Annotated in this window: 13 protein-coding genes; 2 read left to right on the forward strand and 11 right to left on the reverse strand. The window is 65.7% G+C overall.

Annotation, left to right across the window (positions count from 1 at the left end):
• Nucleotides 1-76: 76 nt before the first annotated feature.
• The 11 genes from hpnD to GSQ83_RS02085 form a co-directional block, all read right to left on the reverse strand.
• Complete coding sequence (hpnD, locus tag GSQ83_RS02035; protein WP_158801047.1) at nt 77-949, reverse strand: presqualene diphosphate synthase HpnD; 873 nt, start codon at nt 947-949, stop codon at nt 77-79.
• Nucleotides 946-1,782, reverse strand: coding sequence for a squalene synthase HpnC (gene hpnC, locus GSQ83_RS02040; RefSeq protein WP_158801048.1), 837 nt, complete (start codon nt 1,780-1,782; stop codon nt 946-948). Before hpnC ends, hpnD begins: the two co-directional genes overlap by 4 nt.
• Nucleotides 1,775-2,902 (reverse strand): glycosyltransferase, encoded by a 1,128-nt coding sequence (locus tag GSQ83_RS02045; RefSeq protein WP_174246612.1) that lies wholly within the window; start codon nt 2,900-2,902, stop codon nt 1,775-1,777. The genes hpnC and GSQ83_RS02045 overlap by 8 nt, the downstream gene beginning before the upstream one ends.
• A gap of 76 nt (nt 2,903-2,978) precedes the next feature.
• Entirely contained in the window at nt 2,979-3,986 is a 1,008-nt protein-coding gene (gene hpnA / locus GSQ83_RS02050; protein WP_158801050.1) for a hopanoid-associated sugar epimerase, read from the reverse strand.
• Nucleotides 3,987-5,643: 1,657 nt separating this feature from the next.
• Nucleotides 5,644-8,106 (reverse strand): phenylalanine--tRNA ligase subunit beta, encoded by a 2,463-nt coding sequence (gene pheT / locus GSQ83_RS02055; protein ID WP_158801051.1) that lies wholly within the window; start codon nt 8,104-8,106, stop codon nt 5,644-5,646.
• A gap of 159 nt (nt 8,107-8,265) precedes the next feature.
• On the reverse strand, nt 8,266-9,333 hold the full coding sequence (pheS, locus tag GSQ83_RS02060; RefSeq protein WP_158801052.1) for a phenylalanine--tRNA ligase subunit alpha: 1,068 nt from the start codon (nt 9,331-9,333) through the stop codon (nt 8,266-8,268).
• Nucleotides 9,334-9,423: 90 nt separating this feature from the next.
• On the reverse strand, nt 9,424-9,816 hold the full coding sequence (gene rplT, locus GSQ83_RS02065; RefSeq protein ID WP_158801053.1) for a 50S ribosomal protein L20: 393 nt from the start codon (nt 9,814-9,816) through the stop codon (nt 9,424-9,426).
• Nucleotides 9,817-9,830: 14 nt separating this feature from the next.
• Nucleotides 9,831-10,034: a 50S ribosomal protein L35 gene (gene rpmI / locus GSQ83_RS02070; RefSeq protein ID WP_158801054.1), complete on the reverse strand. Its 204-nt coding sequence runs from the start codon at nt 10,032-10,034 to the stop codon at nt 9,831-9,833.
• Nucleotides 10,035-10,179: 145 nt separating this feature from the next.
• Nucleotides 10,180-10,338, reverse strand: a complete 159-nt coding sequence (locus GSQ83_RS02075) for a hypothetical protein (RefSeq protein WP_158801055.1) — start codon at nt 10,336-10,338, stop codon at nt 10,180-10,182.
• A gap of 352 nt (nt 10,339-10,690) precedes the next feature.
• The gene (locus GSQ83_RS02080; RefSeq protein WP_158801056.1) at nt 10,691-10,954 is read right to left on the reverse strand and encodes a hypothetical protein; all 264 of its coding nucleotides are present in this window, start codon (nt 10,952-10,954) and stop codon (nt 10,691-10,693) included.
• A gap of 143 nt (nt 10,955-11,097) precedes the next feature.
• Nucleotides 11,098-11,562 carry a DUF2147 domain-containing protein gene (locus tag GSQ83_RS02085; RefSeq protein ID WP_158801057.1) on the reverse strand — a complete coding sequence of 155 codons (465 nt, stop codon included), beginning with the start codon at nt 11,560-11,562 and terminating at the stop codon, nt 11,098-11,100.
• Nucleotides 11,563-11,643: 81 nt separating this feature from the next.
• Between GSQ83_RS02085 and dapF the strand changes: the two genes are divergently transcribed.
• Nucleotides 11,644-12,483 (forward strand): diaminopimelate epimerase, encoded by an 840-nt coding sequence (dapF, locus tag GSQ83_RS02090; RefSeq protein ID WP_158801058.1) that lies wholly within the window; start codon nt 11,644-11,646, stop codon nt 12,481-12,483.
• Nucleotides 12,480-13,709 carry a tRNA (N(6)-L-threonylcarbamoyladenosine(37)-C(2))-methylthiotransferase MtaB gene (gene mtaB / locus GSQ83_RS02095; protein WP_158801059.1) on the forward strand — a complete coding sequence of 410 codons (1,230 nt, stop codon included), beginning with the start codon at nt 12,480-12,482 and terminating at the stop codon, nt 13,707-13,709. Before dapF ends, mtaB begins: the two co-directional genes overlap by 4 nt.
• The last annotated feature ends 66 nt before the right edge of the window (nt 13,710-13,775 follow it).

A 13,775-nucleotide genomic window follows, 5' to 3' on the forward strand; every position in this document is an offset into this window, starting at 1 on the left:
GGAGGGGTGAAGACAGAAGCTCCCCTCCCTCCAAGGAAGGGGCTGGGGGTGGGTCCGCTCAGGTGCCACCGCAACCTCAAGCGGTCATCACCTTCACCGCGAACCACAGCTTCAGCCAAGTCGGCAGACTCACCCGCTCCGCAGGCCGCGCGAAGCCCGTCCGCTCCATCCGTGTCAGCAAAGCCCGATAAGGCGCCGCCATGATGCGCGCGGGCTTGATCGCGCGCTGATCGCATTGCGCCATCGCCTCCTCGGCACCGCGATAATGGTCGCGCGCCAAAGCCGCGACGCGCTTGCACAGAGCAGGCAAACCCGGCGAGGTCAGCGCCGCCGCCGGATTGGGCGGCACCCCCGCCTCCGCCAGCCACTCGCGCGGCAGATAAAGCCGCGACCGCTCGGCATCCTCGGCAAGGTCGCGCAGGATATTCGTGAGTTGCAGCGCCCGCCCGAGGTTATACGCCACCCGGTCCGCCGCCGCCGAAGCATCACCGAAGGCCCGCACCGCCAGCCGCCCCACGGCACTCGCCACGCGGTCGCAATACAGGTCGAGCGTCGCCAGGGACGGCGCCACGATCTCTCGCTCGGCATCCATCTGCATGCCGTCGATGATCGCCAGGAAATCGGGAATGCGTAGATCGTAAGCGCGATAGGCCCGCAGCAGCACCCGGCTCACCGCCTCATCGGCGCGGCCGTCGGCCAGAGAATTGACGCGCTCGCGCCAGCCATCCAGCGCCTCCCGCTTGGCGACCAAGGCGCCGGGCTCATCCGCGATGTCATCGACCACGCGGCAGAAGGCGTAGATGGCATAGACCGCCGCGCGCCGCTCCGGCGGCAGCATCCGCATGCCATGGTAGAAGGACGAGCCGGACTTCCGCACCAGGGTCTCGATTGCCGTGAGGTCAGCGGGTGCCGCGCCCAGCGGCGGCGTCTGCAGATCGGCGAGGCTCATGCGAAGGCGCCGAGACCGCCGAGCATCGCCGCCAGCGCATCGGTCCGGGTTAGCTTAACGCGTCGCGCCAAAGGATCGCCCTGCCGCAATCGTCGGGCCAGCCGTCGCGCCAGGCCATTGATGACCGCAGTCTCGATCCGCAGCCGCCGAGACCGGACGCGGCGCGGCAAAGCGGCGCCCTCCCGGTTGAGCGCATCGCAATGGTCGAGCAGCATCGCGAAAACCCGCCGCAGCGCTGGCGTCTCAGCCGAGGCCTGTACCGCGTTCACGTCGAGACCAGCGCCGCGCAGCATATCCTCGGGCAGGTAGCTGCGGTTCAGATCGCGGAAATCCTTCTGGCAGTCCTGCAAATGGTTGAGCACCTGCAGCGAGGCACAAAGCGCATCCGACGGCGCATGGGTCTCAATCGATTCGCCATGCAGGTCGAGCACGTAGCGGCCCACGGGCATGGCGGAGAAGCGGCAGTATTCCAGCAACTCCCCCCAATCGGCGTAGCGCAGCTTGGTGGCGTCCTGGCGGAAGGCGATCAGCAGGTCGGTCGCATGGCCGGGATTGACTCCGGTCTCGGCCAGGCTGGCGCGCAAGGCAGTCGCGCTCGGGGCGCCGCCGGTGCGGGCGCCGAGTAGCACCGCCTCCATGATGTCGAGCCGCGCCACTTTGTCCTCCGGCGTGAGGTCCGGGCTATCGGCGATATCGTCGGCGTTGCGGGCGAAGGCGTAATAGGCGTGGACGTGACGGCGGAGATTCTTGCGGATCAGCACCGAGCCTACCGGGAAATTCTCGTCGCCACGGTTCTTGCCGGACCAGGTCTCGACGTTCTCGCTCTCAGCCATAGACCCGATTCTTCCATGTCACGCTGCGGCCGCGCAGATGGTTGACCGCGGAACCGACCGTCGCCGCCATGTAGAACAAGGCGATGAGCGGCAGGAAGGGGGCCCAGAGCGGGGTCAGACCATAGCGCCGCAGGCTGGGCAGGAAGCTGCCAGCCATCAGCACCCAGGCCGCCAGCCCGCACCAGCGGGTCGCGCCATGGCCGAACAGCGCGGCGGCGGGCGGCAGCAGCCAGACCAGCAGCATGCCGAAGATGGTGCCCGCTAGCAGCAACGGCGAGAACTTCAGCTGGACATAGGCGGTGCGCGCGATCATCGCCCAGATGTCGCGCCAATGCGGATAGAGCCGGATCGACTTCGCCCGTTTCGTGTGGCCGAGCCAGATGCGGCCGCCACCGCTCTTCACCAGACTGCCGACCGCCACGTCATCGATCATAGCGCCCCGCACCGCCGCGATGCCGCCCATGCGCTCGATCGCCCGGCGGCGCAGCATGATGGTGCCGCCCGCCGCCGCGCCCTGGCGATGGCGCGGATCCGCCGACCGACCGAAGGGGTAGAGCAGCTGGAAGAAATAGACGAAGGCGGGCACCAGCGCCCGCTCGGCGAAGCTCTCGCAGTTGAGCAGCACCATCTCGGAGACGAGGTCGAGATCCCCCGCCTCCGCCTTGGCCGCCAGCCGCGCCACATGATCCGGCTGATGCGCGATATCGGCATCCGTCAGCAGCACCAGCGGCGCGGTCGTCACGCCGAGGCCCTGATGCACCGCCCAGAGCTTGCCGCTCCAGCCCTCCGGCTTGGGCATGCCGGTGATGACGGTCAACGGATGCGGTGCCCCCTCCGCCGCCTGGCGCGCCAAATCCGCGGTGCCGTCAGAACTGCCGTCATCGACCAGGATGACACGTAGCCGAGCGCCGCCGGGCAGCACCTGCCGCGTTAGGGAGCCGATGGCGGCGGCGATGGTCGGCGCCTCGTCCCGCGCAGGCACAACGACATCGACCGCCGGCAACACCACCCCGGCCGCAACCGGCGGCAGGATCGGTCCGGCCTGCCAGTAACGGCCATGGAACAGGATAAGGCCGATCCAAACGGCCAAAGCGAGCATGGTGAAGGCGAGCGGGATCATCACCGGCCGAGATAGCCTCTCCCCGCCGCTCCGTCGACATCCTGCGGCGCGACAGAAGCGGGCAAGCGCCGGGAGGTTAGCGGCGCGTGAAATAGCCCTCGGTCTTGAACCAGTCGATGGCATCACGCACCGCCTCGAAAGCGGGGCGGTGCGTGTAGCCCAGTTCGGCCTCGGCCTTGGCGGAGGAGAAATACATCATCTTGCGCGCCATCTTGAGGTGGTCGCGCGTCAGCCTCGGTTCGCCGCCGGTCAGCCGGGCGATGCGTTCCGCGAGATAGGCGGCGGGCACCAGCGGGCCGATCGGCAGCCGCGCCCGCCGCCTCGGCTTGCCCATGACGCTATCCACCATGGCCAGCACCTCGCCCATCGAGATGTTGTCGCCGCCCAGGATATAGCGCTCGCCGATGCGCCCGCGTTCCAGCGCCAGCAGATGGCCGATGGCGCAGTCATCGACATGCACTACGCTGAGCCCGGTCTCGACATAGGCCGGCATGCGGCCCATCGCGGCATCGCGGATCATGGCGCCGGTGGGTGTCGGCTTCACATCGCCCGGACCAATCGGCGCGGCCGGGTTGACGATCACGACGGGGACGCCCTCCGCCGCGCATTCGAGCGCCGCCTGCTCGGCGAGGTATTTCGATTTCTTGTAGAAGCCAGCGATCTTCTTGTAGATCACCGGTGTCGTCTCGATAGCGGGCGGCTCGCCATGCGCCGTCAGGCCAAGCGCCGCGACGCTGCTGGTATAGACGATCCGCTCGGCCCCCGCTTCGGCCGCGAGACGCAGCAGGCCGCGCGTCGATTCCACATTGGTGGTGAGCATAGGCTCGGGGTCGGGCACCCAGATGCGATAGTCAGCAGCGACATGAAAGACCCAGCGGCACCCGGCCATGCCACGCCGCAGGGAGTGGGAGTCGTTGAGGTCGCCCTCCACCAATTCCGCCGGCAGGCCCGCGACATTCCGCCGGTCGCTACCGCGGCGGACCAGGAGGCGGAGAGGGTAACCGCGTTGCGCCAGCAGGCGAGCCACGGCGGCGCCGACGAAGCCGGTGGCGCCGGTGACGAAAGTTAGATCTTGGTCCGCCATTTCACTCATCTTCCACGCGTTGCGAGCTTTTAGAGAGCGTCGCTCGCGGCGAGGCAAGGCATGCATCGGATTTGTGCGGATAGCCGAATCGCCATGCTTCAACACGGCGTCCCGCTCGCAGGGCTGCAAAAGGAAGCATGGAAGACGATCCGCAAGGGCTGAGTCCTAAGCCTGCAAGCCAAAGGACGCGCCGCCAGCGATCCCGCTTCTTAACCGAAACAAGTTGCGCCAGGCCGGAGCTTCGCCGGAAATCCCAGCCTTTCGCTTTCGACCCCACCCGCAGCAGCGATCGTCAAGCTTCAACACTCTGGTTCGCGTGGCAGGCTGCTACGAGCAGTGCGGAGGATGACCCGAACCGGTGGCGAGACCATCGACAGCACACAATTCGAGACGTCGCTCGACATCGGCCCGACATCCGCGCGCGCATCGCGATGACAGACCATGGATATGACAACCAAGCCAACCGGCGGCGGCACTCGTGCGCGGTGTCACACCGATATCTTGCGCCGCGAAAACTCCGCGCAGAGAGGAGGCTTTCTCCCGAAACGCCTTTACAAGCTCCGGGCGATCATCAAACCGACAATCGGCAAGCTCGAGCGGTTAAAACGCGTCGCGACACGCTAAAAAAACCGACATCAGTTACTGAGCGATGATCAGTTTTGCATGCGGGCTGATGCTGGCTAAATCTGCCCACACGGCCTAGCGGTAGAGCAGGAGCCTGTACAGCTCCCGCTCCTTGCAGCCTATGCTTGGATCTTCTGGAGTGGTAGAGATTTAGGGCTGTCCTACGCGGCCCCCGCCGGCCGATCGATTTTCCAGTTCTTGCTCTAGCGACGGAGCACCCGCAACGCGAGTCGGAATATAGCCAAAGACCTGCGGCGGGATTGGGAGGTTACCGAGGTAATTGGAAAATTGAGGATGTCGGACCTGGCCGTAGGTGGGAGGAAGAGTGGGTGGCTGGACGTAGGTGGGAGAATGAGCGGCAGGCCGCTGAGACGGACGCCCGAACAATCCGCCAATAGTTCGTCGGAAATTGAATCGAGTGCGGTCCTTAACCTGAGAAGCAACGGGTGGCTTTTCTCCTTTCTTGGGAACAGTGAATTTCTTTAGAGGGCCGTTCCATGGCCCCTCACTTCATGTTGAACCACTAGCTGGATTTATTTGCATCAGAACCTCCTGAAAAACGCAGTATGCGCCGACACCGTTAAAGCACTCTTTGTTTTCTGTATCGTTATCGAAATGATATATATCATTTCGAAGCTCGCTCCGAGCGAGCTTTTTCCTTTGGCTCGGGGAGGCGCCCCCAAACCGGCGTTGCTTGGGAAAGGTCTTGTTAGCGGATTCCATAGTCATGCATTTTCTTTAGGAAGGCACACGTGAGGACCAACGCTCGCGTTTCAGCAAGCTTTTGTTGGGCATGAAAGACTAAACATCAATCGCCGCTTTGAACGCAGTCACCACCAACATGGATTGTTTTTGCGTGGAAATCGAAAATTCAATATCTTCATAGGATATGCGTCGCAGGCAAATGGGCCGAGTCGGGAAATAATTCGTTTCTATCCATAAAATTGCTGAACGCACCATCGCTCTCGGCGCGACAGCTCGATCCCAATCGAGCCGCTGCGCCGAAGCGTCATTATCTCCGAGGTTTCAGACTCTACCGCAGCCGGGCCGCCGTCGCCTTCGTGACCGCAGCCACCACCTTCGCCGAAGCCTCCTCGATCTCCGCCTCGGTCAGGCTCGCCGCGCGAGGTTGAAACGTCACCTCGATACCCAGCGACTTGAAACCCGCCTCCAAACGCTCGCCCTGATAGACGTCGAACAACACGACGCTCGCCACCAGATCACGCACCGCGCCGCGCGCCGCGCGCAGCACATCATCGGCCGGCGTCGCGGCTTCGGCCAGAAAAGCGAAGTCGCGGCGGATCGGCTGGAAGGCCGACAGCACGGGCGCCACCTTGCGACGACGCTTCGGCTCCGGAATCGCATCGAGGAAAATCTCGAACGCGACCGCCTCCGTCGGAAGGTCCAGCGCGCGGACCACGCTCGGATGCAGTACGCCGAACTGCGCCAAGACCGTCTTCGGCCCCTGCCGCACCACGCCCGAGCGGCCCGGATGGTAGAAGACCGGCGCATCGGCTGAGACGCTCAACGCCTCCGAAGGCACGCCCAGTGCCGTCAGCGCCGCCCAGACATCCGCCTTCGCATCCAGCGCCGAAACACCCCGGGCCGGCTCCGCCCAATCGCGCGGTGTCTCGCCCGTCCTCAGTCCGGCCGCCACAACCTGTTGGGTATTGCGCGCGCCGTCGCGGAAAGCGGGACCGATCTCGAACAAGCCGAGATCGGGGAAGCCGCGCGCCGCGTTGCGCGCGGCAGCCGAGGCCAGGGTGATCAGCGGCGTGGTGCGTAGCTGATCGAGATCCGAGGCGATGGGATTGACCAGACGCAGCCCCTCCGCCGTGTCTCCAAACCGCGCGGCGACGCGGCTATCGGCGAAGCTGAAGGTTACCGCCTCCGACAAGCCCCGCGCGGCGAGCACGCGGCGCACCGTCGCGGCACGGACCTGGCGCGGCGTGAGCGTCGCCTTGGGCACGGCGGAGGCCGCTGGCAACGACGCCGCCGGTACCCGGTCGATGCCCCAGATGCGCAGCACCTCCTCGATGAGATCGACCTCGGGCTCGATGGCCGCGACGCCGGCTTCCATCTGGGCGATCTGATCGGGGCTCAGCGCCTTCGCCGGTTCCAGCGCGCCGCGCCCCGCGATGTCGTTGCGCCAGGACGGCACGGAAACGGTGATGCTTTCCGCATCTCGGCCGACCAAGCCAAAGCCCAGACGGCGCAGGATGGCTTCCGCCTCGTCCTCCGGCACCTCGGCGCCGCCGAAATCTCGGAGCCGGGCGAAGCGCAAACTCGCGGTGCGGCGCCACGCGGGCTCCGCACCGTCGGAGGTCACCTCGCTCGCCTCCCCGCCGCAGAGATCCAGGATCATTTGGGTCGCTGCTTCCATCGCGGCCGGCATCAGCGCGGAATCGATGCCGCGCTCGAAACGCGACCGGGCGTCAGACGAAATCTGCTGGCGCCGGCCGGTCAGTGCGATGGCGACCGGATCAAACCAGGCGCATTCGACGAAGACGTCGGTCGTGGCCTCCGTACAGCCGGTCGCCTCGCCGCCGACGATCCCGCCGAGCGACTGCACCCCGGCGGCATCGGCAATCACGCAATCCTCGGGCGTGACGGTGACGTCCTTGCCGTTAAGCGCGCGGAAGGTCTCGCCGTTGCCGGGGCGGAGCGTCAGCGTGTCACCTGAGATTGCCGCAACATCAAAAACATGGAGGGGACGGCCGAGGTCGATCGTGAAGAAGTTGGTGATGTCGACCAGCGCGCTGATCGGCCGCAGGCCGATGGCACGCAGACGATCCTGTAGCCAGGCCGGGCTCGGGCCATTCTTCACGGCGCGAATGGTGCGTCCGAGTACCCAGGGGCAGACCTGTGGCATCTCAATCTTCCAAGACACGGAACTTGCGCCTTTTCCGACCACAACCTCCGGCTGGAAAGTCTTCAACGCGCCGATCCCGGCCGCCGCCAGATCCCGCGCGATGCCGCGTATCGCCAGCGCGTCACCCCGGTTAGGCGTCACCGCGATCTCGACCACCGGGTCATCCAGCCCCGCCCAGGTGGCGTAGGACCGACCGACCGGCGCATCGGCCGGCAGGTCGAGAATGCCATCGTGATCCTCGCCGAGGCCGAGCTCGCGCGCCGAGCACAGCATCCCCATGGAGGCCACGCCGCGAATCTCGCCCGCCTTCAGCAGCATGCCGGAGCCCGGGATGACGGCACCGACCGGGGCGAAAACCCCCTTCATGCCGGTCCGTGCATTCGGCGCGCCACAGACGACCGAGACCGGTCCCTCGCCGGCATCCACCGTGCAGACACGCAGGCGATCGGCATTCGGGTGCTGCACCGCCTCGATGACGTGGGCGATGCGAAAGGGCGCCAGCGCCGCACCGGGATCGGCCACGCCCTCAAGCTCCAGTCCGACGCCGGTGAGCTTGTCGGTGATGGAGGCGAGATCAGCCTTGGTATCGAGATGGTCGCGCAACCACGAGAGGGTGAACTTCATGGCTGCGAGATCCTGCTGAGAACCACTTGGTCGACGCGCATACGCCCGTCACGCTCGGATCCACGCCTTGCTTGCTCCGCGCAGAAAAGGCGCGGATGGCACGCCTGCGCGTGCCATGACGGTGCAATTGCGGCCTGGGGATTAAGACTGGTCACGACCTCACACCCCCTCATGCAACATCGCCGGCTGGAAGGGCGAGCTGCCGTAATGCCGCAGCCAGCGGATGTCGCTCTCGTAGAACAGCCGAAGATCCGAGATGCCGTGCTTGAGCATGGTCACCCGCTCCACCCCCATCCCGAAGGCGAAGCCCTGCCATTCCCGGGGATCGATGCCGCAATTGGCCAGAACCTTGGGATGCACCATCCCGCTGCCCAGGATCTCAAGCCAATCGCCCCCGGCGCCGAGTTCGCCGGTGCGGCGGTTCCAGCCGATATCGACCTCCATGGAAGGTTCCGTGAACGGAAAGTAGCTGGCGCGGAACCGCACGGGCAGATTGGAGATAGCGAAGAACGCACGGAGGAAATCCGTCAGGCAGCCCTTCAGATGTCCAAGCGTGATGCCGCGATCCAGCACCAGTCCCTCGCATTGGTGGAACATCGGGCTATGCGTCGCGTCATGATCGGCGCGGTAAGTGCGGCCGGGTACGATGAGGCGCAGCGGCGGCGGCTCCGACAGCATCGAGATGATCTGCACCGAGCTCGTATGCGTCCGCAGCACCAGCGGCTGCCCGCCGTCCATCCCGGACAGGTAGAAGGTGTCCATGTCGCTGCGTGCCGAGTGATGCGCCGGCATGTTCAGCGCGCCGAAATTATACCAATCGGTCTCGACATCCGGCCCCTCGGCCATGCTGAAGCCCATGGCGCCGAAAATCGCGACCATCTCCTCGATGGTGCGGCTGATCGGGTGGATGACGCCGCGCGGCCCCAATGACGGTGGCAGGGAGACATCCATCCGCTCGCTGGCCAGCCGGGTATCGAGCGCCACGGCGTCCAGCACCGCCTGCCGCATCGAGAGCACAGCCTCAAGCCCGTCCCGCAGCGCATTGACCGCCGCGCCACGTGCCTTGCGTTCATCAGCTGGAATCTGGCCCAGGCCGCGCAACAGGCCGGTGATGCGCCCCTGCTTGCCCAGGAACGCCACCCGTACCGCATCGAGCCCGCGCGGGTCGGCGGCGGCGGCGATGGCCGCCTCGGCCTCGGCCTGGAGGGCGGCGATGTCATCTGGCATGGCTGGGCTCCGATACAGCAAAGGCCGCCTGCGAACAGGCGGCCCTCGGTTCTGTCACGCGACGCTTGCGCCCGTTTCCGGGCAGCGACGTCAGGCGGCGGCGGGTTCTGCCGCTGCGGCGGGCGAGGCTTCGAGGACGGCCTGCACCTGCTTCACGATGGCGCTAAAGGTCGTCGCGTCATCAAAAGCGATGGCGGCCAGGACCTTGCGGTCCATCTCGACATTGGCGAGCTTCAGCCCGTAGATGAACTGGCTATAGGTCAGCCCCTGCTCACGCACGGCGGCGTTGATGCGCTGGATCCAGAGAGCCCGGAACTCCCGCTTCTTGTTGCGCCGGTCGCGGTAGGCATATTGCAGCGACTTCTCGAGACGCTCGAGCGCGATGCGGTAATTGGTGGAGGAACGGCCGACAAAGCCCTTGGACTGAGCGAGGACCTTCTTGTGCCGGGCGTGGGTAGTCGTGCCGCGTTTTACACGTGCCATGGTTCAGTGCTCCCTCAAACCAGCCCGTAGGGGGCCCACTGCTTCACCGTCTTCGCATCCATGTCGGTGAGCGTCTGGGAGCCGCGATTGGTCCGCTTCATCTTCTGCGGGCGGTTGATCAGGCCGTGGCGCTTGTTGCCGGGGCCGGCCAGAACCTTGCCGCGTGCCGTGATCTTGAATCGCTTCTTGACCGACGACTTGGTCTTCAACTTGGGCATTTCGAACTCCTTCGGATAAGCCCCGTCCAGCGGATCCCCAATGGGATCCCGGGCGAGCGTCGTGGCCAGGCATGCCCACACAGGCCTGGCGCACAGACGAATGAGGGGCGGCGTATAGCCAAGCCGGCCCGTCTCGGCAAGTGCCTCAGCCGGCGGCCGAGGTTTGCGGTCTCAACCGGCCCTCCGCGCGGTCCGCCAGCATGCGTCCTCCGTCGAACACGGCCCCCGCTCCGTCGGAAAGCGCCCCTGTCACGTTAGCCGCTACATCGACCCGCGACAGAGCATCCATGCGATCCATAATCATAACCCTCTCGTTGGTGGCGACCCATTGTGGCGCGGGCCGATCGTGACGGCGACGAGGATTATGTGAAGCCGATGCGGCGTGCCACAGGTGGCAGCGGCCTTCGATTGAAAGCATGCGCACCAATTAATTTAGATCAGCAGTTAGAACAGACGGTTCGGCAGCGCGATCCAGTAACGTTATTATATCGCGACTATATAATTTCTATCTAGTGAGATCGGCTTACTGAGTCCCAAAGATTTATCGCCGATGCGCTGACGCGGCCGGACACATACCCAACAGCAAACATCATGTCCAAGATCCCCCGGACATGATGTTTGCAACACTTCGGTGATCGCGGCGACGCCCGAAGTGCTTAGAAAGCGGTGGCCGAAGCCTGCATTACGTGTTGGAGAACTAGCTCCCAGCGCAGCGGCGGGGTTTCGTCGTCGGTGTCATAGTCACTGTCACCATTGGAACTCCCTTCCTGCGCCTCCAACGATTGGTGTGTCTGCCGATCGAATTGGTGGTGTATCGATGTCGAAGCTGGCCCATTGGAGGTGTTCGCCGGCTGCGACTGCCATTGCCATTGCAGCCGGTAGCCCACCATCGGGGAAGACGCCGTCACGAAAGCGCTCATCAGGCCCTCCTTTGTTGCGCTCTAGATACAATCCCACTCTTGACGCGGCGCGACAACTTTAGAAGGTCGTCGCGGCACGTCGTTCGGCAGTGCGTGAAGCCTGGATGCGAAGCTCGGAATTGCGCACCGCCGCCAGAGACTTCTTAAGCGGGACTGCCCGCGATGCGTTCCCAGGTCTGCGACCGGCCGATGAGCGAAATGCCGATGAAGCCGCGCACATGGAGAATGCGGCCACCATCGCTCAGCCGCATGTGGCAGCGATAGACCTTGCCCGTCGAGGGATCGAGGATCGTGCCGCCGCCCCACTCCCCATCATCCGGCGACATGCCCCGCAGCACCTCGAGGCCCAGCACCGGCTGGCCGCTGCGATCGCCCGAACAATTATTGCAATGACGGCCGGCATCGGCCGGATCCAGCAAGCGTTCCACCCGGCCGTAGAGCAGTCCGCCCTTGTCGAAGACCTGCACCACGGCGCGCGGCTTGCCGGTATGGTCGTCGATGGCGTTCCAAAGCCCCACCACAGACGTGGTTTGAGCCGCCGCCAGCGCCGGCCAGGCGCCCAGCGCCACGGCGGCCAGAGCTGCCGTGAAAATCCGTCTTGTTGTCATTCTTTTCCCTTGTCCCGCAGCATTGGCGGGTCCCGCTGATCGCTCTTCCGAGGTCTGACCCCGGCCTCTATAAACACCGCAATGGGCATTCCATTCATCAAGATGCACGGGGCCGGCAATGACTTCGTCGTGCTCGACGGGCGGTCGAGGGTGCTCGGCCTCAGTTCCGCCCGCATCCGGCTGCTGGCCGACCGGCGGCTTGGCATCGGCTGCGACCAGCTCATCAGCCTCGAACCGGCCGACGGTGCGGACGTCTTTATGCGCATCCATAACCCCGATGGCAGCGAGGCAGGCGCCTGCGGCAATGCCACGCGCTGCGTCGCCGCTTTGCTCCAGGCCGAGACGGGCCGGCGCGACCTGACCATCCGCACCATCTCCGGCGACCTTCCCTCCACCATGCTGCCCGATGGCCGCGTCACCGTCGACCTCGGAGCGCCCCGCCTCGGCTGGGCCGAGGTGCCGCTGGCCGCCGCGATGGACACGCTGCACCTGCCGCTATCCTTCGAGGGCCGCGCGGCTGCCGCCTGCTCGATGGGCAATCCGCATGCGACCTTCTTCGTGCAGGACGTGGACGCCATCGAGCGTCTGGGTGCCGACCTGGAGAGGAACGCGCTTTTCCCCGACCGCGCCAATATAGGCTTCGCCCAGGTCCTAAGCCCCGACCGCATCCGGCTGCGAGTGTGGGAGCGCGGCGCCGGCCTCACCCTGGCCTGCGGCTCCGGCGCTTGCGCGGCACTGGTGAATGCCGCCAGGCGCGGCCTGACCGGGCGCGCGGCACGCCTGATCCTGGACGGCGGACTCCTCGACATCTTGTGGCGCGCGGACGACGGCCACGTTTTGATGACCGGCCCGGTGGTGACCAGTTTCGCCGGAGAAATCGACCTCGACGCGCTGATCCCAGCCGAAAGCCTCGCGGCGTGACCATCGAGGTTCTGAGCTTCGGTTGCCGTCTCAATACCTATGAGGGCGAGGTCATGCGAGGCCACGCCGCCGCTGCCGGCCTCTGCGACACCATCATCGTCAATACCTGCGCCGTCACCTCCGAAGCGGAGCGGCAGGCGCGGCAAACCATCCGCCGCTTATCGCGTGAACAGCCGGGCGCGCGCATCGTCGTCACCGGCTGCGCCGCGCAGATCGATCCGCTTGCCTGGAGCGCTTTGCCCGGCGTTTCCCGCGTGCTGGGCAACGTCGAGAAGCTGGACGCGGCGCATTGGTCGCCGGATGCCCCCTCCGCCGTTTCTGACATCATGGCGGCGACCGAGACCGCGGCGCATCTGGTGACGGAATTCGTCGGCCGCGCGCGGGCCTTCGTGCAGGTGCAGCAGGGCTGCGACCACCGCTGCACCTTCTGCATCATCCCCTTCGGCCGAGGTCCCAGCCGTAGCGTCGCTCTGGGTGCCATCCTCGACCAATGCCGGGCGCTGATCGGTTCTGGCTATCAGGAGATCGTGCTCACCGGCGTCGATATAACGAGCTATGGCGGCGATCTTCCGGGCAAGCCGCCGCTCGGCCAGATGGTAAGGCGACTACTGGCGCTTTTGCCCGAATTGCCGAGGCTACGGCTGTCCTCGCTCGACCCCTGCGAGATCGACGAGGATCTGTGGAAGCTGATCGCCGAGGAGCCCCGGTTGATGCCGCATCTGCATCTCTCGATCCAGGCGGGGTCCGATCTCATCCTCAAGCGCATGAAGCGGCGGCATCTCCGCGCCGACGTGCTGGCCGTGGTCGCCCGCGCGCGCGATCTGCGGCCGGGCATCGCCTTCGGCGCCGACCTTATCGCCGGGTTTCCGACCGAGACCGAGGAAACCTTCGCCGAAAGTCTGGCGCTGGTCGAGGATGCCGACCTGACCATGCTCCACGTCTTCCCCTATTCGGAACGCGCCGGCACCCCGGCGGCCCGGATGCCGAGCGTGCCTAAGGCGCTCCGCAAGGAACGAGCGGCTCGGCTACGCATGGCGGGTGCCGCCGCCGCCGCTCGCTTCGACACGAGCCGCATCGGCCGGACGGTGCGGGTGCTGGCCGAAACCGAGACCAGCGGCCATTGCGAGCATTTCCGCCCGGTCCGCCTGACGACGTCCGCGACGCCAGGCCACATTGTGGAAGCCGAGGTCACCGGCACGGACGTTCATGGCTTGCTGGCAGCGTGAACCAATCTTCTCCCCTCCCTGGAAGGGAGGGGCCGAAGGTGGGTCGGCGTGACAAAGCGAGACACG

This window comes from Acidisoma sp. L85 (genome assembly GCF_009765865.1).
Classification (GTDB): Bacteria; Pseudomonadota; Alphaproteobacteria; order Acetobacterales; family Acetobacteraceae; genus Acidisoma.

Coding starts and splice junctions, on each gene's coding strand:
- hpnD (WP_158801047.1), bottom strand. CDS start 949: ATGAGCCTCGCCGATCTGCAGACGCCGCCGCTGGGCGCGGCACCCGCT.
- hpnC (WP_158801048.1), bottom strand. CDS start 1,782: ATGGCTGAGAGCGAGAACGTCGAGACCTGGTCCGGCAAGAACCGTGGC.
- GSQ83_RS02045 (WP_174246612.1), bottom strand. CDS start 2,902: ATGATCCCGCTCGCCTTCACCATGCTCGCTTTGGCCGTTTGGATCGGC.
- hpnA (WP_158801050.1), bottom strand. CDS start 3,986: ATGGCGGACCAAGATCTAACTTTCGTCACCGGCGCCACCGGCTTCGTC.
- pheT (WP_158801051.1), bottom strand. CDS start 8,106: ATGAAGTTCACCCTCTCGTGGTTGCGCGACCATCTCGATACCAAGGCT.
- pheS (WP_158801052.1), bottom strand. CDS start 9,333: ATGCCAGATGACATCGCCGCCCTCCAGGCCGAGGCCGAGGCGGCCATC.
- rplT (WP_158801053.1), bottom strand. CDS start 9,816: ATGGCACGTGTAAAACGCGGCACGACTACCCACGCCCGGCACAAGAAG.
- rpmI (WP_158801054.1), bottom strand. CDS start 10,034: ATGCCCAAGTTGAAGACCAAGTCGTCGGTCAAGAAGCGATTCAAGATC.
- GSQ83_RS02075 (WP_158801055.1), bottom strand. CDS start 10,338: ATGATTATGGATCGCATGGATGCTCTGTCGCGGGTCGATGTAGCGGCT.
- GSQ83_RS02080 (WP_158801056.1), bottom strand. CDS start 10,954: ATGAGCGCTTTCGTGACGGCGTCTTCCCCGATGGTGGGCTACCGGCTG.
- GSQ83_RS02085 (WP_158801057.1), bottom strand. CDS start 11,562: ATGACAACAAGACGGATTTTCACGGCAGCTCTGGCCGCCGTGGCGCTG.
- dapF (WP_158801058.1), top strand. CDS start 11,644: ATGGGCATTCCATTCATCAAGATGCACGGGGCCGGCAATGACTTCGTC.